Raw genomic sequence first — 19,008 nt, forward strand, 5'->3', positions numbered from 1 at the left:
ACTCACCGGACCGTCACCTCGACGGCGGGCGAGTACAGCAGTTGCCCGGCGCCCGCGACCCGGATCAACGCCCACCACCGGCCGGGCTCCACCCAGGCCGGCGGCGCGATGTCGAAGGTGAGTTCGGCCGTGCCGCGCGCCGCCAGGTCGACTCCCGTCACCCCTGGGCCGATCCACTCCCAGGTCCCCCACGGGCTGATCAGGTGGGCCTCGACGGCGATGTCGGCGTAGGCGTCGGTGGCGACATTCACTGTCAGGACGGCGCGTTCACCCGCCTTGACATCGACGGGCTGTGGGTCGGCGACGAACCGCAACAGGCTGTCGTCGGTCGGGGCGGAAACCGTTGCGACGCAGACGTCCTCGACGACCTGCCGCCAGGACGGTGGCATCGAGACGTGGTGGCCGGTCAGGACGAGTTCGGCGCGAATCGGGTACAGGCCCGGCGCCGCGTCCTTGGGTGCATCGAGCAGCACATCGGTCGCGAGGTGCCCGCCCGGCGGCAGCATGAACGGCAACTCGGCGGGATCGGCCGTCCAGCGGTCCGGGCACAAGAGCCTGACCCTGCCGTGCAACACGGTGTCGCTGCAGTCGCTGGATACCGTAAGTCGCAGCTGTACCTGCGAATTCGGTTCGACGGCGACGTGCTGCGGATGCAGGTGCGCGACGGCCGGCAGGCCGCCGAGTGGTGCAGGGCCGCGGTTGTGCAGCCAGTACCGCGCATACAGCGGCTGTGCCGCCTCGGCGTCGGGCGCCAGCACGGTGTGGTCGGCCTCCAGCACCTTCGGCAGGTTCAGCCGGGTCAGGACGGTGGCGATCTCGAATCCGTGCAGGGTGAGATCGCCCGACGAAAGATGTTGAACACGGGGCTGTTCGAGGAGGTCGACGCGCGCGGCCGCCGCCACGCGACGCAGGCCCGACCGGACCTCCACCTCGGTTGCGGCACCGGAGGTCTCGACCAAGCGCACCGCGACACCGTCGACGGGGTGGACGTGCCGGGCGCTACCACCCGCCAACGGATTGCCCGCCGCCTTCAGCGCGCCGAGTTGCACGGTGCCCGCCGGCTCGATCTCCAGTAGCGAACCCCACGGGGGTAAACCGCCTGCGGCGCCGGTGTTCTCGATGACGGCATGCAGCGGCCGGGAGAACTCTGCGCTGCGGGCCGGGATCGCGGCCTGACGCCAGTCGCCGTCACCGGACACCACCGCGTATTCGAAGGTGTGCGTCCAGTGCTGCAGCTGGAAGTTGGAGCCGTCGGGTGCGGTGCGTCGTGGCGGGTCGATCCAGGTGCCCGACGGCCAACCGGTGCACGAACGCATCAGCGACGTGTGCAGGGTGCCGTCGGAATCGACGGCGAATCCCGGTATTCCGCGGTTGAGCACCGCGACCGTGCGCGATTCGAAGGGTTCGAGTCCCGCGGGCGCCGTCTGGTCGACGACGATCTCGAAGTCGGCGAGGTCCTCGACCAAGGTGTCGACCGCCGCCTCGAGATTCGAACCCGCCACGATGAGCACCGGCAGCGCACGCACCGGGCGTAGATCCGCACCCGGCACCCACTCGTCTGCTAGCGGCGCCGCGGCCGGCACCCAGACTCGGGCGTGGCCCGTCGACTGCAACTGGCGTTCGAGCTCCCCGGTGTACTCCGGATCGGCCGCAGCCAAAACCGCTGCGACGAACGAATTCTCGCCTGGACCACCGATGGCGATCCGCGCATCGGGCAGGTTGGAGTCCACATCGAGATTGCCGTAACGCGGATGGTCGGCGTCGCTACACGTTGCGGTGACGCCCGCACGGACCAGCGCGACCATCAGCGCGCGGGTCATCGGGGCCGACGCCTCCGCCGCCGGCGTCACCACCTCGGCCACGGATATGGCACGCACCCCGGCGTCCACCCGCACCCGCGCGGCCGAGGACAGACCGAACCAGCCGTAGGCGGGGTTGTCCAGCGTCCACGGGTGCGTGGCCGAGTCGACGGCCGACTGCTCACCCTTCTCGTGCAGCAGCCCGAATCCGCGGCCGATCACCGCATCGCCAACCTCGCTGACCGGCAATGCCCCAGGGACCGGACACGGCCAGCGCAACCGCAGCAGGCGGTCGGCTCCCGTGAACTCATCGACGGTGGTCCGGCAGTCGACGCGCGCCACGTCGTGCCACAGCGTCAGGGTCTGCGTGTAGCGCAACAGATCTCCGATGCGGCCGCGGATCACCACCCGCTCCCCCAGCGGTCCACGATACGTCTGGACCTCAGCCTGGCCCGCCGACGAGCAGACGACCGGGCCCTTCGGCAGCAGATGCCATGGTCCCTCACCGGCCTGCGGATGTGCGGGGTACTCGTCGTACACCGCGAGCTCATTGCCGACCCTGCCCGCGACAATCAATTCGCGATCCGATGCGACCTCAACCAACGAAACCACTCCGCCGCCCCGTGCGGGGTCCACCCGCAGCCGGTAGTGACTGTTGCCGATCTCGTTCCCGTCCAACGGCTTCCAGCCGTCGGCCGAGGACGCGGGTTCCAGGCGATACGACTGCCACCCCAACGACGGCACGTCACGCACCAGCCAGCTGACCTCCCGCCCCCCGTGCTCGACATGCGCGGGCAACTCGCTACCGTCGGAATCGAACACCCGAACCCCAGGTCCGACGGGTCGTTCGAATCTCGCCGTCACCACATCACTGCGTTTGTGCGCCACCGCATTCCAGACGACGACGTCCCCGTCGACCGCCTGCGACAGCATGGCCAGCGCGTTGTCGCGCGCCGTCGTGCCGAGTTCCCACGCGTCGCGCCATCCCGTCAGCAGGTCGAGGTAAACCTGGTCGGACTCCGAGCCGGTGATCGCGTCGTGGTGCGCGCCGTAGACGAGTTGCACCCAGGCTTTGGCCAGCGCGGCTTCCGGATAGGTCGCTCCTCCGAGCAGACCCGCGAACACCGCGAACTTCTCGGCGTCCAGCACCGCGTCCTCCGTCGCCCGGTTCGCCTGCTTGGTGTCGATGTAGGACACGTGGCAGCCGGTGTAGATCGGGTTCATGTCGCGGGTCTGCGGCGACGCCTCGACACCGCGCTCGGTCAGCTCGGCGCGCACCGCGGCGAAGAACTCTCTTGGCAACGCGCACACGAACTTCGGCCACGTGTAGCGCTCATTCCAATCGCGATGGATCTCGGTGACCCACTTGTTCGGCGGCGTGTAATCGGTGCCGACCGGCAACAGCACGTTGCGCGTCAACGCGACCTTCTTCAGCGACGCGAACAACTCGTACGTCGCGGCCTCGGCTTCCTCGAGCGTGGCGGCCGAGTCCATCCACCACCCGGCCGCGTAATGGGCTGGCATGTAATGGGTCAGCAGACCGCGACCGGACGGTGCGATCCACTCGAACTCGCTGCTGAACTGCATCCGTTCGGGATCGCCACCCCCGAGCATCGGACCCCACTGATGGTGCGGTCCGCGCGCCCACGAGCTGGACGTCAGGCCCGCCTCGGCCGCCATACCGGGGAACTGTGGATCGTGCCCGAACGCGTCGAGCTGCCATGCGGTGGCGGGGTTGGCCCCCAGGATTCCGCGCTGAAACCCTATGCCGTGCACGAAGTTCCGGATCGTGGTCTCCGGGCTCGTCAGATTGGTGTTGGGTTCGTTGTAGGTGCCGCCCATGATCTCGACGCGGCCCTCTGCGATGAACCTGCGCAGGTCGGCGCGCTCTTCTGGATGGGTGTCCCAGAACGGCTTGAGGTAGTCGACCTCGGCCAGCACGAACTTGTATTCTGGTTCGCGCCGCGCCATTTCGAGATGGGCGCGCACCAAGTCGAAGCCGTTGGTCTGTCTGCAGCGCCCCGGCGGGTCCTCGGTCCACAGACTCGTGTACGCCCCCTGGGTGTTCCACCACACGGGGTCGTAGTGGAAGTGGCTGACCATGTACATCGTCCAGCCGGGTTCGGCGACGATGAACTCGAACGGCGTGATGCTGTCCCCGGCGATCACCCGCGCGCCGCGCACCTCGCCGGGGATCGGGTCGGTCACCACGACGGGCACCTCGATGCTGCCGTCGCCGGGGTCGGCCTTGGCGCGCCCGGTCAGGCGGTCACCTTCGATGCGCACGCTCCCGGCTCCATCGGTGTAGGTGACCCGCACCAACTGCTGCGGCGCCTGCGACGGCCCGGTGAACAGCTGCGTCGCCTCCGCGGAGATCACGTGCACGCCAAAACCCTACGGCGTCAGCCCCTCGAAATGTCGACGACAAGGGCTCGGTGATCGGAGATCGGCAGCCTCGGCGCGCAGCAATCGCTCACCCGCAGTCCGTCGTCGTCGGTCAGGATGTGGTCGAGTTGCGTCTCCGGCCCGTCGGCGGGAAACGTCGCCGCCTGGCCCAGCGGCCGCAGCCCACTCAGCCGGCCCGCTTGAGACGGCGCCATGTTCAGGTCACCCATCAACACGTGCGGCCCCGGAAAACCCCGCAGATCGCGCATGAGCAGCCGGAGCTGCCTGCGATTCCACCCGGGCACGAACGACAGATGCGTGTTGGCGACGGTCAGCGGCCCGACCGGGGTCTCCAGCCGCGCGATCACCGCCGCCCGCGGTTCCTCGTTGACGACCTGCACCCGGTTGGGGCCACGCAGGTACATCGGGAACCGCATCGGGATGCGGGGCAGGCGCACCACCTGCCAGTCGTCGACTGGGTATCGCGAGAGCAGGGCGATGCCGTAGGCGGCGGTGCCCGGCTGTTCGCGCCCGGTTGCGGCCATCCACGTCGCGCCGGGGGTGCCCGCGATGGCGGCGACGAATCGATGGCTCACCGCATCCATCGCGGTCGCGGCGACGGCCGTCAGATCGGCCATCCCTGAGCGCGGTTGATCGAGGTCGACCTCCTGCAGCGCGAGGATGTCGGGATCGAGTTGCCTTATCGCGTCGATGAGTCGGTCCCGGTGCACAACCCCGTCATGCACGCTGCGTCCGTGCAGGATGTTGAAAGTGGCCATCCGCATGGGTACTCACATACCCGCAATGCCCTTCGGCCCATCAGGAGACATGTGCCCGCACGCAACGACGATCTGCGCGACGCGCTCAAGCGCGCCGCGTCGGCCCTGCGTGCGCACGGTCCGGACTTCGCGTTGGCCGGCGGCTACGCGCTGTGGGTGTTCGGCGGTCCCGAGCCCGTGCACGACGTGGATTTCGTCGTCGCGGAAGCCGATACGGAAAAGGCTGTCGCCACACTGCAGGAGGCCGGGTTCAACATCGAGCGCACGCCCGAGGACTGGCTGTTCAAGGCCTGCGTGGGCGACGAATTCGTCATCGACGTGCTGCACCGTCTGAATGGTGTGCCGGTCGAACCGGAAACCGTGTTGTCCGCCGAGGAATGCGACGTGCTTGCGGTGCGGATGCGGGTCATGCGGCCGACGCACGTGATGACCGAGAAGCTCAACGCACTCAACGAGCACAACTGCGATTTCGCGTCATTGGTGCCGGGTGTCCGCGCGGTGCGTGAGCAACTCGACTGGGATCACCTGCGAACCGCGACCAAGGACAACGATTTCGCGGCCGCGTTCCTGTTCCTGGCCGACCGGCTCGGACTCACCTCTTGACGGACGCGCGACGCAACCGGTCGGCCAGGACCTTGACGGCTTGCGCGACCTCGGGCGGTTCGAGTACCTCGAAGTCGTAGCCGACGGTCGCGAAGTACAACACCATCCGCTCGGGGTCGTCGGCGCCCGCGGTGACGATGCAGGCGTCGGGGCCGTCCGGCTCGATGGCCACCGAAGCGGGTGAAAAGTGTTGCGCGAGGGCTTGTTCGGATGCGCGGTAGCGCACCCGCGCCACGTAGCGGTACGGCGAGGCGCTGATCGACCGTTGCACATAGGCCGCGGCGTCGGGCGCGTCACGTTTGGAGAACGTGCTGCCGAGAGCCGTCACGTCGGACATCCGGTCCAGCCGCAGGCTGCGCCAATCCTGCTTGTCGCGGTCGTAGGCCAGTAGGTACCAGCGCCTGCCGGTCGTCACCAGTTGGTAGGGCTCGAGCCGCCGCTGTGTGGCGTTGCCGCGGATGTCGACGTAGCGCAGGTTGACGTGCTCGCGGTCGCGGCAGGCACGCGCCAGCGTCATCAGGATGTCGGGTTCGACGGCTTCGGTCGACGACGGCGACGTCAGCGTGACGGTCGCGTCGTGCACCGCCGACACCTGCGACCGCAGCCGCGACGGCATCACCTGATCCAGCTTGCTCAGCGCTCGAAGCGCCGCTTCGCCGACACCGGCGACCGTGCCGCCCGCCGCGAGCCGAAGACTCACGGCCATCGCGACGGCCTCGTCGGGGTCGAGCAGCAGCGGAGGCAGCGCCGCGCCCGCGCCCAGCTGGTACCCGCCGCCGTGGCCCTTGCTGGCGTGCACGGGATAGCCGAGGTCACGCAGCCGATCCACGTCGCGGCGGACGCTGCGGGTCGTCACGCCGAGCCGCTCGGCCAGCTCCTCGCCGGTCCATACGCGGCGTGACTGCAGCAAACCGAGGAGCTGCAGGACCCGGCTGGTCGTCTCCGCCATCACTCCACCCTGTCGCAGTTATAGGACCGAAACTGTCCTATATCTGATTGAGGGTAGTCGTATGAACATGACGACGACGAGCGTGACGGCGGAGCTGGCCTTCCAACTCGACTTCCACTGGACGAACGCCCTACGGCCTCGGCTCGAGGGCCTGACCGATGACGAGTACTTCTGGCAGCCGGTCCCAAACTGCTGGACGGTGCGCCGCGACGGCGGCATCGACTTTGCGTATCCGCCGCCCGAGCCAGCGCCGTTCACGACGATCGCGTGGCGGCTCGCGCACGTGATCGTCGGCGTCCTCGCGATGCGCAACCACAGCCATTTCGGGGCGCCGGAGGCCGGCTATGAGACCTGGCCCTACGCGACAGACGCCGCGACGGCGCTGCACCAGCTAGACGTGCAGTACCGCACGTGGATCGACGGCGTGCGCGGGCTCTCCGAAGACGCTCTGTGGCGCCCCTGCGGACCGGCTGAGGGACCGTACGCTGACTATCCGATGGCCACCCTTGTTCTGCACATCAACCGTGAGGTTATTCATCACGGCGCCGAAATCGCCTGCATCCGAGATCTTTACGTCCACACCAAGAAGGGAAACTGAGTATGGCCGCGATGCCCCCACCGATCGCCGATGAACGAGCCGGCCTGCGCGAGTACGTCGCCGCGCAACAGCATGCGTTTTATGCGGTGGCCTTCGGCCTGACCGACGAGCAGGCGAGGTCGACGCCGACGGTCAGCGCCCTGTCGATCGGCGGACTGATCAAACACGTCACGGGATGCCAGCGGGGGTGGATGGAACGGGTGGGCGCCGCGCCGGAACTGGTCGAGGTGGACCTTCGAGCGATGGAGGACCGGGCGGCCGACTACCAGGACGAGTTCGTGATGCGCGAGGACGAGACACTGGCAGACGTCCTGGCCAAGTTCGACGAGCAGAACGCCGAGACGATCCGGCTGATCGAGACCGCCGACCTGGACGCTGCAGTGCCGATTCCGCAGAATGTGCCGTGGTTCCCGAAGGATGTCCCGGCCTGGTCGGTGCGGTGGGTCCTCTTCCACATGATCGAGGAGCTGGCCCGGCATGCCGGACACGCCGACATCATTCGCGAAAGCATCGACGGCGCAACCCTTTACGAACTGTTGGCCGCGTTGGAGGACTGGGAGCCGACACCGTGGCTGACGCCGTGGGGCAAGGAGCCGGTAAACAGGTAGGTATGCAAACGCGCAGCGGGACGGCGGTCTGCGGGAAAGTCGAGCTCTATTACGAGGATCTCGGCGACCCGCAGGCCCCGCCCGTGCTGCTGATCATGGGCGTCGGCGCACAGCTGCCAATGTGGCCGGACGGGTTCTGTAAGCGGTTGGTCAAGCAGGGCTATCGGGTGATCCGGTACGACCATCGCGACGTTGGGCTCTCCACGAAGATGGCCGGCCACCGCGCGCAGGGTTCGGTGTATCGGCGGGTGGCCCGCTATGCGATGGGCCGGTCTAGCGCGGTCCCGTACACGCTGGTCGATATGGCCGACGACGCTGCGGCGCTGCTGAACGATTTGGGGATCGATAGTGCGCATGTCGTCGGGGCGTCGATGGGCGGGATGATCGCGCAGGTGTTGGCGGGTAACCATCCGTCGCGGGTGCGATCGCTCGGGATTCTCATGTCGAGTTCGGGCAAGGCGTTCTCGGCGCTGCCGCGGTGGCGGGTGATCCGGTTGGCGTTCGGCGGGCCGGGCAAGGATGCGCCATGGGAGGAACGGTTGGAGTCGGAGGTCCGCAACATCTCGATCATCAACGGCCCGAATTTCCTACCGCCCATTGAGCAGTTGCGGCGACGCGTCGAGGAGTTACGCGCCCGCAGCGACTATCCGCAGGGCATGCTGCGCCAGTTCGACGCGATCCTGGGCACCGGCAGCCTGGTGCGCTACACGCGCAGCATCGTGGCGCCGACGGTGGTGATCCACGGTTCGGAGGATCCGATGGTGCGGCCACGCAATGGGCGCAACCTGGCCCGGGTAATCGACGGGGCCCGGTATGTGGTCGTCGATGGCATGGGACACGATCTGCCCGAACCGGTTTGGCGTCCGGTCATCGAGACGCTGACGGAGAACTTCACCGCCGCTCCGTAGCCGTGTGAACGTCAGGCGAGGGTGGAATCCCAATAAGCATCGTGGTTGCGGCCAATCCTCCGCCCCGCATCTTCTCGGAGCGCCAACGCCCGCTTGTGGATGTAGTACTCGGTGGATCGGGGCATATGTCCCGGTCCGTACAGTCCGCGCCTGAGACGACGGACTCGACCTCGCCGCATTTCCCAGCGCAGTGCGCCAACTAGACCGCCACCGCGTCGCATGGCAATGGCACGCACGGCCAGACGCTCACTCCAGTTCGGCGAGGGCCTTGCGAGCGGCTTCCAGCTCGGCCTCGAGCGCGGCGACCTTCGCAGCCTGCTGGGTGCGCGCCTCCTCGATGAGCTCGTCGATCGGTGCAGAGAGATCCTCGTGCAGTTCCTTCGCGGCGCGGGACACTGCGGCGGCCGCGACGGCGAGATTCCGCGCTCGATAGGTGGTGCCCTGCTTCAATTCCGCGCGCCATTCGCCGTCGGCGGTCCCAGTGACCGTCAGCGTCAGCTCGAGCGTCTTCGACTTCTTACCCGCCGGCTTCTTGGCCGGAGCCTTCTTGGGCTTCTCCTCTACGGCCTCCGCGGGCTCCGCTGCGACGGCCTCCTCGGTGACAGCCTCTTGAGCGGGCGGAACCACCGCATCCGGCGTGTCGTAGTAGACGGACTGCGCTTCGGGTGCCAGGGTATCTAGAGTCATAGCGCCATTAGAACACATGTTCGATAGGTGAAGTCAACAGCTCACCCGAAAGTCGCGAAAAGTCCACGCGCGGTGGTGTTTTCGTAGAAACGCGCTCTCAGGGCAGCACGGTCTGCACCGCATACTCGACGACGGCGTCGAGGTCGTCGCCGAGATTTCCCGCCAGCCACTGCTGGGCCAACTCGGCCATCGCGCCGGCGTACAGCGCCGCACCGACTTGTGCCGCAACAGGATCCGAGCCCGGATTCAGCCGCCAGCCTTCGGTCAACACGCCTTCGCGCAGCAGATCCTGGGTAGCCGCCCGTCGCGCCGCAAGCACCGGATTGGCCCGCGCATCGGTGAACAGAATCCGACCGCGCCGCGGATCGGCAGAGCTGAATCCCAGCACCGCCGCGATCCCCGCCCGCGTCCGATCGCGAAGCGAATCGCCCGATGCGGCGATCGCCGCCTCCACCTCCGCCCCGAGCTGCGCACTCACCTGGTCGTAGACCGCGCCCAGCAGATCGTCGGTGTCGGCGAAACTCTCGTAGAAGTAGCGGGTGTTCAGCCCGCACTCGCGGCACACCGACCGCACCGCCACAGCCGCCTCGCCACCCTCGCCGAACAGGCGGAACGCGGCGTCGATCAGCTGCGCACGTCGCTCGGCGCGGCGGTCGGTCAACGGCACGCCCGCCCATCGGGTCGGACTGGACATCACCACAGCGTAAGCCGGACCCGCCAAATCTGGTCACAGGCGTGTCCAAATAGTATTCTGGTCACAGCTGTAACCAAACTCCAAGAGGGGGCCGCCGTGTACCTGCCGCACCAGTTGGTCGGGCAGTTCGTCAATCAGCGATTCGACCAGGCCGTGCGCAAGCACTTCTTCCGCGGCATGGAGTTCGCGGCACCCGTCGGCGACCCCGGCTGGTTCGGCCCCGGCAGCGCCGTCTGGCACGTCCACTCCCACATGCACGCGCTGATCTTCGGACTGCAGTGCGCCGCCTACCTGGAACGGCTGGACCCGTCGATCTACTGGATGGGCATGCATCACTCGCGGCTGGTCAAACGCAACGAGGACGGCACGGCCGTGCCCGTGATCGATCCGAAGGGCGCCGCGGTGCGGCTCGGTCACTCCGTCGCGTTCTTCATCGGGACCGCTTACGGCTCGACCGAGACGGCCGAGCGGCTCGCCCAGTCGGTTCGCGCAATGCACCACACCATCAAAGGGGTCCGGCCCGACGGGGCACGTTACGACGCCGACGACCCGGAGTGGCTGCGCTGGAACTACGCGACCGTCGTCTGGGGTCTCGCGACCGCGCACGAGCTGTATCACCCGAACCCGCTGCGCGGCAAGAAGATCGACAAGTACTACGGCGAGTTCGTCCGCGTCGGCCATGCCCTCGGCGGCACCGACCTGCCCACCACCAAGGCCGACACCCTGGAGTGCCTCAAGGCGTATCTGCCGAGGCTTGCGGTCACGCACGGCACCGCGATGTCGACCGGGCCCAATCTCGCGTTGCCGCACAGCGCCATCGACTGGGCAGTCCGCGACACGATGCCGAAATGGGCCAAGGAACTGATCCAGCATCGCGATCCCAACATCGTTGAGCGCACGGCCAGGCGCGCCACGGTCTGGAGCATCATCAACGGCTTGGAGCTCGCGGCAGGAACGGCACCCGAATTCCGGCAGGCGCAGGCCAGGGTCAAGTCAGGAACCACGGTGCCGCACACGCTGCCGTCTTATGTACTCGGCGACGACCCAGTGCGCAGCCGCGACGAGGTCGAGCTCAGCTTCCGCTGACGCCCCTACTCGCGTTTCGTGTGCATCAAGCGCGCACTCGAAGCGCCTAGAGCACTGCACCTTTCGTCTCCGGCAGCATCGCCATGCACGCGAGGCTCACGCCGACCACGACCGCCAGCATCACTCCGACCGACGCGACCCCGTAGGTCTGCGACAGCGGTGTGGCGGCGATCGTCGGTACCGCGCCACCGACCAGACCGGCGAGGTTGAGCGACAGTCCCGCGCCGCTGTAGCGGTACCGCGTCGCGAAGATCTCCGGAATGAACGCCGCCATCGGCCCGTACGCGGCACCCGCGACCGCGAAGGTGCCCGCCATCGCCACGACGAACCACATTGTGCTGCCCGTGTTCAGCAGCGGAAGCATGGCGAACGACCACGGCACCCCGACGGCCAACGCCGCGATGATGACGCGGCGGCGTCCGTACCTGTCGCACAGCACGGCGCTGACCCCGTTGCACACCAGCGACACGACGCCGCCCATCAGACTGACCGTCAATACCATTCGCGGTGAAAAGCCCACGTGCGCATGGGCATAACTCATCAGATACGTATTGCCCATGAAGGCGAACGCAAAGCAGCCGATCATCGCTCCCGCGCCGAGCACCACCTCGCGCCGCTGATTGCGGAACAGCGCGACCAGGGGCGTCGACTCGGCATCACACTTCAACCCCGCGAACACCGGCGTCTCCGCGACGTTCAGTCGCACGTACATCGCGATGACGATCAGAACGGCGCTGAGCAGGAACGGAATTCGCCATCCCCAGTCGAGGAAGACGCGACTGGTCTCCCCGATCGTCTGATTCACGACAAGGAACACCAGGCTGCTCATCACCAATCCGCTGCCGACACCCATCTGGGGAAACATTCCGTAGCGGCCGCGCGCCTCGGCGGGTGCGTACTCCGCGGACAGCAGCGCGGCACCGGCCCACTCGCCGCCGACCGCGAATCCTTGTACGAGGCGCAGTGTCAACAAAATCAGCGGAGCGGCCATGCCGATCGTCGCGGCACCGGGCACCAGGCCGACGGTCATCGTGGACAGGCCCATGATCAGCAGGGTGGCAATCAGTGTCGACTTGCGCCCGAGGCGGTCGCCGAAGTGCCCGAAGAACGCGGCACCGAGCGGCCGGGACAGGAACGCTGCGGCGAAGGTGGCCATCGAGGCGACGGTCGCCATGGTGGTGCCCAGGTGCGGGAAGAAGACCTTCGGGAACACCAGCGCCGCGGCGGTCCCATAGATGAAGAAGTCGTAGTACTCGATCGCCGACCCGACATAGCTGGCCAGTGCGACCCGCGTGATCGACGTGCCCTGCTCGCTGACCAAAGTTGCCATGGTCCCGAAGCTACGGACGGTAGACGGGCGGGTCGCGCTTGTGCGCACAAGCCGCCTTTGCATCGATGCGCTGGTTTTGCGCATTTTGCTCACAGATTGCCCGTCCGCCGAGTGCACGCTTGTTTCCGGTGGCACTCGGCGTTTACGTACAACAAGCGTGCCGTTGGCGACACGCGAATACGTGTGACACGGCACACGTTTTCGCGGCTCACGGCCGTTTTTGAGACACTGGCCTCTATGAGTACGACTAAATCCCGCGAGGGGGCCAAGCTGGATCGGGTTCCGCTCCCGGTCGAGGCCGCCCGCATCGGCGCGACGGGTTGGCAGATAACCCGCACCGGCGCGCGAGTCGTCACCAAGCTCGCCGGCAAGGGTTCACTGCAGCAGAAGATCCTCAAGCAGATCCCCCAGACGTTCGCCGACCTCGGACCCACCTACGTCAAGTTCGGACAGATCATCGCGTCGAGTCCCGGCGCATTCGGCGAGCAGCTGAGCCGCGAGTTCCGCAGCCTGCTCGACGCCGTGCCGCCTGCCGACGAAGACGAAGTCCACAAGCTGTTCAAGGAGGAGCTCGGCGACGAACCGTCCAAGCTGTTCGCCTCCTTCGACGAGAAGCCGTTCGCCTCGGCCTCGATCGCGCAGGTGCACTACGCGACCCTGCACAGCGGCGAGGAGGTCGTCGTCAAGATCCAGCGGCCCGGCATTCGTCGCCGCGTCGCCGCCGATCTGCAGATCCTGAAACGCGGTGCGCGCCTGGTGGAACTCGCCAAGCTCGGTCAGCGGCTGTCGGCGCAGGATGTCGTCGCGGACTTCGCCGACAACCTCGCCGAGGAGCTGGACTTCCGGCTCGAGGCACAGTCGATGGACGCGTGGGTGTCGCATATGCACGCCTCGCCGCTGGGCAAGAACATCCGGGTGCCGCAGGTCTACTGGGATTTGACCAGTGAGCGGGTGCTCACGATGGAGCGCGTCGAGGGCGTCCGCATCGACGACGTCGCGGCGATCCGCAAGGCGGGCTTCGACGGCACCGAACTCGTAAAGGCGTTGCTGTTCAGCGTCTTCGAGGGTGGACTGCGACACGGCTTGTTCCACGGCGACCTGCACGCGGGCAATCTGTTCGTCGACCCCGACGGCAAGATCGTGTTCCTCGACTTCGGCATCATGGGCCGCATCGATCCCCGCACCCGTTGGCTGCTAAGGGAATTGGTGTACGCCCTGCTGGTGAAGAAGGACCACGCCGCGGCGGGCAAGATCGTCGTGCTGATGGGCGCCGTCGGCACCATGAAACCCGAAGCCCAGGCTGCGAAGGATCTGGAGAAGTTCGCGACGCCGCTGACCATGTCGTCGTTGGGCGATATGAGTTATGCCGAGATCGGGAAACAACTTTCGGTGCTGGCCGACGCGTACGACGTCAAGCTGCCGCGTGAGCTGGTGCTGATCGGCAAGCAGTTCCTCTACGTCGAGCGGTACATGAAGCTGCTCGCGCCGAAGTGGCAGATGATGTCCGACCCGCAGCTGACAGGCTACTTCGCGAACTTCATGGTCGAGGTCAGCCGGGAGCACACCGAAGAAGTCGAGGCCTGAGTTGCAGTTGCGCACCGGCACCGCCAAGTCCGGAGAGCTCGAGATCTACTACGAGGACATGGGGGATCCGAACGATCCGGCGGTGCTGCTCATCATGGGTCTCGGTGCGCAGTTGTTGTTGTGGCGCAAGGACTTCTGCGAGAAGCTCGTCAACCAGGGGCTCCGAGTCATCCGGTATGACAACCGCGACGTCGGGCTGTCCTCAAAGGTGACGGGTCAGCATTCGGGTGCCGCGCTGCTGCCGAGGATGGCACGGTCGTTTCTCGGGCTGCGCAGCCCGGCGGTCTACACGCTCGAGGACGTGGCCGACGACGCCGCCGCACTGCTCGACCACCTCAACATCGACTCGGCCCACATCGTCGGCGCATCGATGGGCGGAATGATCGCGCAGGTCTTCGCCGCTCGGCACAACGTGCGCACCAAGACGCTGGCCGTGATCTTCTCGAGCAACAACCAGCCGTTGTTGCCTCCGCCTGGGCCCAAACAGCTGCTGGCGATCCTGCAACGGCCGAAAGACGCGTCGCGCGAGGCGATTATCGAGAATGCGATCCGCGTCAGCAAGATCATCGGGAGCCCCGGTTATCCCGCGCCTGAGGACCGGATCCGCGCCGAGGCCATCGAGGGTTACGAGCGCTCGTACTACCCCGCAGGCATCGGGCGCCATTTCGCGGCGATCCTGGGCAGCGGCAGCCTGCTGCGCTATGACCGTCAGATCACCGCGCCAACGGTCGTCATCCACGGCAAGGCGGACAAGCTGATGCGCCCGTTCGGCGGTCGCGCCGTCGCCCGCGCAGTCAAGGGCGCACGCCTGGTGCTGTTCGACGGGATGGGCCACGAGTTGCCACGCGAACTGTGGGACGACATCGTCGGCGAGTTGAAGACCAACTTCGCAGCTGCGTAACTGCTGTTACGGCGCTTCTCGGTTCGTTAGCTTCAGGAATTGGGGCTAGCATGCGAGTCGAGTGCTTCAGGGCTTTGCGAGCTGTCAACGGTGATGACGGCGGAGCTGCTGATTCGCCCAGAAAGGCACCGACTGATGGCTGTTGCACGCAATCTGAAACCGCATTTCGAAGACGTACAAGCGCATTACGACCTGTCCGACGAGTTCTTCCGGTTGTGGCTGGACCCGACCCGGACCTACAGCTGCGCATACTTCGAGCGCGACGACATGACGCTGGAGGAAGCGCAGGTCGCCAAGATCGACCTCGCGCTGGACAAGCTGGGTCTGCAGCCCGGCATGACGCTGCTCGACGTCGGCTGCGGCTGGGGTTCGACCATGATGCGAGCGCTCGAGCGCTACGACGTCAACGTCGTCGGGCTGACCTTGAGCGAGAACCAAAAGGCCCATGTGGAAAGGGTTTTCGCGGCGTCGGACAGTGCCCGTACCAAACGGGTGCTACTGCAGGGCTGGGAGCAGTTCGACGAACCCGTGGACCGGATCGTGAGCATCGGGGCGTTCGAACACTTCGGCTTCGACCGCTACGACGACTTCTTCAAGATGGCCTACGCCGCGCTACCCGACGACGGGGTGATGCTGCTGCACACCATCACCGCGTTGACCCTGCCGCAAATGGCGGACCGGAAGATTCCGCTGACCTTCGAGGTGGCGCGGTTCGTGAAGTTCATTCTTACCGAGATCTTCCCGGGTGGACGGCTGCCGTCGATCGAGAAGGTTGAGGAGCATGCGACGCCTGCCGGATTCACTCTCACCCGCCGCCAGTCGCTGCAGCTGCACTACGCCCGCACCCTGGACACTTGGTCAGCGGCGCTGCAGGGGCACCGGGACGACGCGATCGCCGTGCAGTCCGAGGTGGTCTACGACCGTTATATGCACTATCTAACTGGCTGCGCAAAGGGCTTCAGAATGGGGTACATCGACGTCAACCAATTCACCCTCGCCAAGTAGCGCGGAATTAGGGCGTGACCCACGCCACGGGCTAGGGTGTACGACCAGATCAACACTACGGAGGCCCAGGACGAATATGTCTGACAATTCCACTGGCACGAAGGACATGACGCCTCATTTCGAGGACATTCAGGCCCACTACGACCTGTCGGACGACTTCTTCGGCGTATTCCAGGATCCGACGCGCAAGTACAGCTGCGCGTTCTTCACCGGGCCCGATGCCACGCTGTCAGAGGCGCAGATCGCCAACGTCGACCAGCACCTCGATCTGCTGGACCTCAAGCCAGGGATGACGCTGCTGGAGGTCGGCTGCGGGTGGGGACTGACGCTGCAGCGGGCAATGGAGAAGTACGACGTCAACGTCATCGGCCTGACGCTGTCGAAGAACCAGAAGGCCTACTGCGACCAACTGCTGAGCAAGGTCGACAGCGAGCGGACCTACGACGTGCGGCTGGAGGGCTGGGAGCAGTTCCACTCCCCCGTTGACCGGATCGTGTCGATCGAGGCGTTCGAGCACTTCGGTTTCGAGCGCTACGACGACTTCTTCAAGACGTGCTTCGAGATCCTGCCCGACGACGGCCGGATGACCATTCAGAGCAGCGTCGGCTACCACCCCTACGATCTGGCCGAGCGCGGTAAGAAGCTCACGTTCGAACTGGCCCGCTTCATCAAGTTCATGATCACCGAGATCTTCCCGGGTGGACGGTTGCCGACCACGCAGATGATGGTCGAGCACGGCGAGAAGGCCGGCTTCGTGGTGCCCGAGCCTCGGTCGCTGCGCAATCACTACATCAAGACGCTCGGCATCTGGGCCGACCGTCTGGAGCGCAACAAGGAGGCCGCGATCGCGGCAACCGACGAGGAGAACTACCACCGCTACATGCGGTACCTGAAGGGCTGCCAGTACTACTTCATCGACGACAGCATCGACGTCAGCCTCGTCACGTACCTGAAGCCGGGTGCCGTAGCAGCCTGATCTTTTAGCGCTCTTCAACGCGAACAGACGCGAAGACCCCCAAATTCACGAGGATTTGGGGGTCTTCGCGTCTTCTCAGCTAGGCGGCGGCCTTACCGGCGTCGTTTGAACTGTTGTCGCTGTCGTCGTTCGAGGTCGGTCCCGTCGCTGGGCCCGCGGTGGGCGCCGGGTCGCCGGCGGGCTTGACGGGGGCGGGGCCGTCGTCATCGCCCTTGGTCGAGGTCTCGTTCGTCTTGTTCGTCGAGAAGTTCAACGAGACGCTGCCGCCGTTCGCGTCGACACGGTTGCTCGGCAGATTCTTCTTCTCTTCAGGCTGCGTGACCTTTTCGGGCTCCTTGTCCTTCTCAGGATCGTTCTTGAGCACCGTCACGACCTCGGGCTTGGTTGTCTCCTGGACCGTCCCCTGGGTCTCCTGAACCGTCCCCTGGGTCTCCTGAGCCGTCCCCTGGGTCTCCTGAACGGTCTCCTCGACGGTGCCCTCGGTCCCCTCGACGGTGCCTTGGACCTCTTCGACCGCGCCCTGGGTCTCCTCGACAATGCCCTGGGTCTCCTCGACGGTGCCCTCCATGAGGTCGCCACCTTCAGCGCCGAACGCCAGCATTCGGAGGTCCGCCGCATCCTGCGGTTCGTCGCCGTCGTGCTCTTCTTCCGATGGCACGCTCGAGCTCGCCAGGCTGGAAGAACTCGCGAGCGAGCTCGCAATGCTCGTCGTCCCGAGGGGATTCGTCGCCCCCGGCGTCGTCGGCGACAGCGGGATCTCCGTCGCCAAGCCGAAGTTCGCGAAGAAGTTGTTGATACCTATCAAGACTGCCGGGATCAGCTTGACGAATAGCGAGATCGGGTTGAACCACGGGATCAGGCTCGTCCCTATTGGATAGCCAAACGGGATGGCGCGGTTGTAGCCGGTCTCTTCTATCAACACGCGAAGGATGGGCTCAAAGAAGTCCGCGATCGGCTTGCCGATCAACGGGATGTCGTGAAGCCACCGGACGAGCGGCAGAACCTTCGGAGTGATCGTGTAGTAGGTCGTATCTCCGTACGTCTGAATATTGACGATGGCGGGGTAGTTCTGCGGGTTGGACACGATGTCCTGCCAGACGGCGGGGTCGTATCCCGCAGGAATCTCCCCCGGATCACTCTTCGCATTCACCGCCAGGTATGTGCCGTGATCGTAAGTGAAGCCGAGGATCGAGTTGACTATCGCAAGCGGATTCAGCAGGTACTGCGGCCAGTCGGCAATGCCCTCCCACCGGATGGCCCAGTCTTCAGTGGGGATTCCGGAGTTGGTGGGTGTGGGTTGGCCGGTCGTCACATCGAGGATCGGGATGCGGCCGATGATGCCGAAGCGCGACAGGATGCCGCCGTTGGGACGGTTGGGGTTGCCGATGAACGTGAATGCATCCGGCAGGGGCAAGCCTGCCCATGCGCCCCTAACGATTTGTATCTTCGCGATAGTGGCCACGCGGGCGCCTTGAGAGTAGCCCGCAATCAAGAATGGGCCAGCCACACCCATCACGTCGGAACGGAGGTTTGCGACACCCTTTGCGACCGAAACGTCGAACTTGTCGCACTGCAGATTCGGGCACCACCCGGGTAGAGGGATCGGCCAAAAAGACGCGGGATAGTTGACGCCGAGGAGGTTGTCGCAACCGTTGGCGGGGTCCATGTCGGAACACGGCTTCTGCATGTAGTAGTTGCGGAAATTTTGCATATAGTTGCCGACCACGTTCGCGTTCGGCGTTCCCGTGCCCGGCACGATGACCGCAGTGGCGGCCAGGCTGACGGCCGCCACGATCGCCGTTGCTGCGGCGAGCACCGCGGTGCTCAGCAAGCTCAGGAGGAAGATACGAACAACCCGACCAACCTTGCGCATGCGACAACAATCACATAACGCAGGGCAGTCTTCTCGTTGAATCGAAAATTTGCCCACATGTGTGTCGCGCCGACTGTCGGATTTCCGTGGCGTTGTTCGTCGACCAGGTAGAGAGTAGAACGCAGGGTTCTGCTCGCATCCGGAAGGTGACGCCATGCATTACTTCGTCCTGTTGCTGGAATCCGAGTCCGCCGACACGCCGGACCGCGCAGGCGGCCCGGCTGAGCTTGGCCAACAGATAGG

16 protein-coding genes and 1 pseudogene are annotated in these 19,008 nt (G+C 65.8%); 9 read left to right on the forward strand and 8 right to left on the reverse strand.

Annotation, left to right across the window (positions count from 1 at the left end):
• Nucleotides 1-2 precede the first annotated feature (2 nt).
• Nucleotides 3-4,184, reverse strand: a complete 4,182-nt coding sequence (locus G6N43_RS27080; protein ID WP_083157250.1) for a glycoside hydrolase family 38 N-terminal domain-containing protein — start codon at nt 4,182-4,184, stop codon at nt 3-5.
• Nucleotides 4,185-4,201: 17 nt separating this feature from the next.
• Nucleotides 4,202-4,969: an endonuclease/exonuclease/phosphatase family protein gene (locus tag G6N43_RS27085; protein ID WP_083157251.1), complete on the reverse strand. Its 768-nt coding sequence runs from the start codon at nt 4,967-4,969 to the stop codon at nt 4,202-4,204.
• A gap of 45 nt (nt 4,970-5,014) precedes the next feature.
• On the opposite strand from G6N43_RS27085, the gene G6N43_RS27090 reads away from it, so the two are divergent.
• Nucleotides 5,015-5,566 carry a nucleotidyltransferase gene (locus G6N43_RS27090; protein ID WP_083157252.1) on the forward strand — a complete coding sequence of 184 codons (552 nt, stop codon included), beginning with the start codon at nt 5,015-5,017 and terminating at the stop codon, nt 5,564-5,566.
• Here G6N43_RS27090 and G6N43_RS27095 read toward each other — a convergent pair.
• Nucleotides 5,556-6,515 carry a helix-turn-helix transcriptional regulator gene (locus G6N43_RS27095; protein WP_083157253.1) on the reverse strand — a complete coding sequence of 320 codons (960 nt, stop codon included), beginning with the start codon at nt 6,513-6,515 and terminating at the stop codon, nt 5,556-5,558. The two genes, G6N43_RS27090 and G6N43_RS27095, sit on opposite strands and share 11 nt — an antisense overlap.
• Nucleotides 6,516-6,576: 61 nt before the next feature.
• Between G6N43_RS27095 and G6N43_RS27100 the strand changes: the two genes are divergently transcribed.
• Genes G6N43_RS27100 through G6N43_RS27110 form a run of 3 tightly spaced genes read left to right on the forward strand, consistent with a single transcriptional unit; the run spans nt 6,577 to nt 8,629 of the window.
• Nucleotides 6,577-7,113, forward strand: coding sequence for a DinB family protein (locus tag G6N43_RS27100; RefSeq protein ID WP_407664844.1), 537 nt, complete (start codon nt 6,577-6,579; stop codon nt 7,111-7,113).
• A 2-nt stretch (nt 7,114-7,115) separates the two neighbouring features.
• Nucleotides 7,116-7,721: a DinB family protein gene (locus G6N43_RS27105; RefSeq protein ID WP_083157254.1), complete on the forward strand. Its 606-nt coding sequence runs from the start codon at nt 7,116-7,118 to the stop codon at nt 7,719-7,721.
• Nucleotides 7,722-7,723: 2 nt separating this feature from the next.
• Nucleotides 7,724-8,629, forward strand: coding sequence for an alpha/beta fold hydrolase (locus G6N43_RS27110; RefSeq protein WP_083157255.1), 906 nt, complete (start codon nt 7,724-7,726; stop codon nt 8,627-8,629).
• Between the two features lie 11 nt (nt 8,630-8,640).
• Here the strand turns inward: G6N43_RS27110 and G6N43_RS30775 are convergent.
• The 3 genes and pseudogenes from G6N43_RS30775 to G6N43_RS27125 form a co-directional block, all read right to left on the reverse strand.
• Nucleotides 8,641-8,823 (reverse strand): annotated as a pseudogene (locus tag G6N43_RS30775) (hypothetical protein); the annotation flags it as partial.
• A gap of 52 nt (nt 8,824-8,875) precedes the next feature.
• The gene (locus tag G6N43_RS27120; protein ID WP_083157257.1) at nt 8,876-9,316 is read right to left on the reverse strand and encodes a DUF6319 family protein; all 441 of its coding nucleotides are present in this window, start codon (nt 9,314-9,316) and stop codon (nt 8,876-8,878) included.
• Between the two features lie 97 nt (nt 9,317-9,413).
• Nucleotides 9,414-10,010, reverse strand: a complete 597-nt coding sequence (locus G6N43_RS27125) for a TetR/AcrR family transcriptional regulator (protein ID WP_083157284.1) — start codon at nt 10,008-10,010, stop codon at nt 9,414-9,416.
• Nucleotides 10,011-10,106: 96 nt separating this feature from the next.
• On the opposite strand from G6N43_RS27125, the gene G6N43_RS27130 reads away from it, so the two are divergent.
• Nucleotides 10,107-11,096, forward strand: a complete 990-nt coding sequence (locus G6N43_RS27130; RefSeq protein WP_083157258.1) for an oxygenase MpaB family protein — start codon at nt 10,107-10,109, stop codon at nt 11,094-11,096.
• 46 nt (nt 11,097-11,142) lie between these two features.
• Here G6N43_RS27130 and G6N43_RS27135 read toward each other — a convergent pair whose 3' ends face one another.
• Nucleotides 11,143-12,426, reverse strand: a complete 1,284-nt coding sequence (locus G6N43_RS27135) for an MFS transporter (RefSeq protein WP_083157259.1) — start codon at nt 12,424-12,426, stop codon at nt 11,143-11,145.
• Between the two features lie 237 nt (nt 12,427-12,663).
• On the opposite strand from G6N43_RS27135, the gene G6N43_RS27140 reads away from it, so the two are divergent.
• The 4 genes from G6N43_RS27140 (at nt 12,664) to G6N43_RS27155 (ending at nt 16,892) form a co-directional block, all read left to right on the forward strand.
• Nucleotides 12,664-14,010, forward strand: a complete 1,347-nt coding sequence (locus tag G6N43_RS27140; protein WP_083157260.1) for an ABC1 kinase family protein — start codon at nt 12,664-12,666, stop codon at nt 14,008-14,010.
• 1 nt (nt 14,011) lies between these two features.
• Nucleotides 14,012-14,911 carry an alpha/beta fold hydrolase gene (locus G6N43_RS27145; protein ID WP_083157261.1) on the forward strand — a complete coding sequence of 300 codons (900 nt, stop codon included), beginning with the start codon at nt 14,012-14,014 and terminating at the stop codon, nt 14,909-14,911.
• Between the two features lie 135 nt (nt 14,912-15,046).
• Nucleotides 15,047-15,916 (forward strand): cyclopropane mycolic acid synthase family methyltransferase, encoded by an 870-nt coding sequence (locus G6N43_RS27150; protein ID WP_083157285.1) that lies wholly within the window; start codon nt 15,047-15,049, stop codon nt 15,914-15,916.
• 76 nt (nt 15,917-15,992) lie between these two features.
• Nucleotides 15,993-16,892, forward strand: a complete 900-nt coding sequence (locus tag G6N43_RS27155; RefSeq protein ID WP_083157262.1) for a cyclopropane mycolic acid synthase family methyltransferase — start codon at nt 15,993-15,995, stop codon at nt 16,890-16,892.
• Nucleotides 16,893-16,971: 79 nt separating this feature from the next.
• On the opposite strand, the gene G6N43_RS27160 is transcribed toward G6N43_RS27155, so the two are convergent.
• Nucleotides 16,972-18,765, reverse strand: coding sequence for a PE-PPE domain-containing protein (locus G6N43_RS27160; protein WP_083157263.1), 1,794 nt, complete (start codon nt 18,763-18,765; stop codon nt 16,972-16,974).
• Nucleotides 18,766-19,008 lie beyond the last annotated feature (243 nt).

This window comes from Mycolicibacterium moriokaense (genome assembly GCF_010726085.1).
Lineage (GTDB): Bacteria > Actinomycetota > Actinomycetes > Mycobacteriales > Mycobacteriaceae > Mycobacterium > Mycobacterium moriokaense.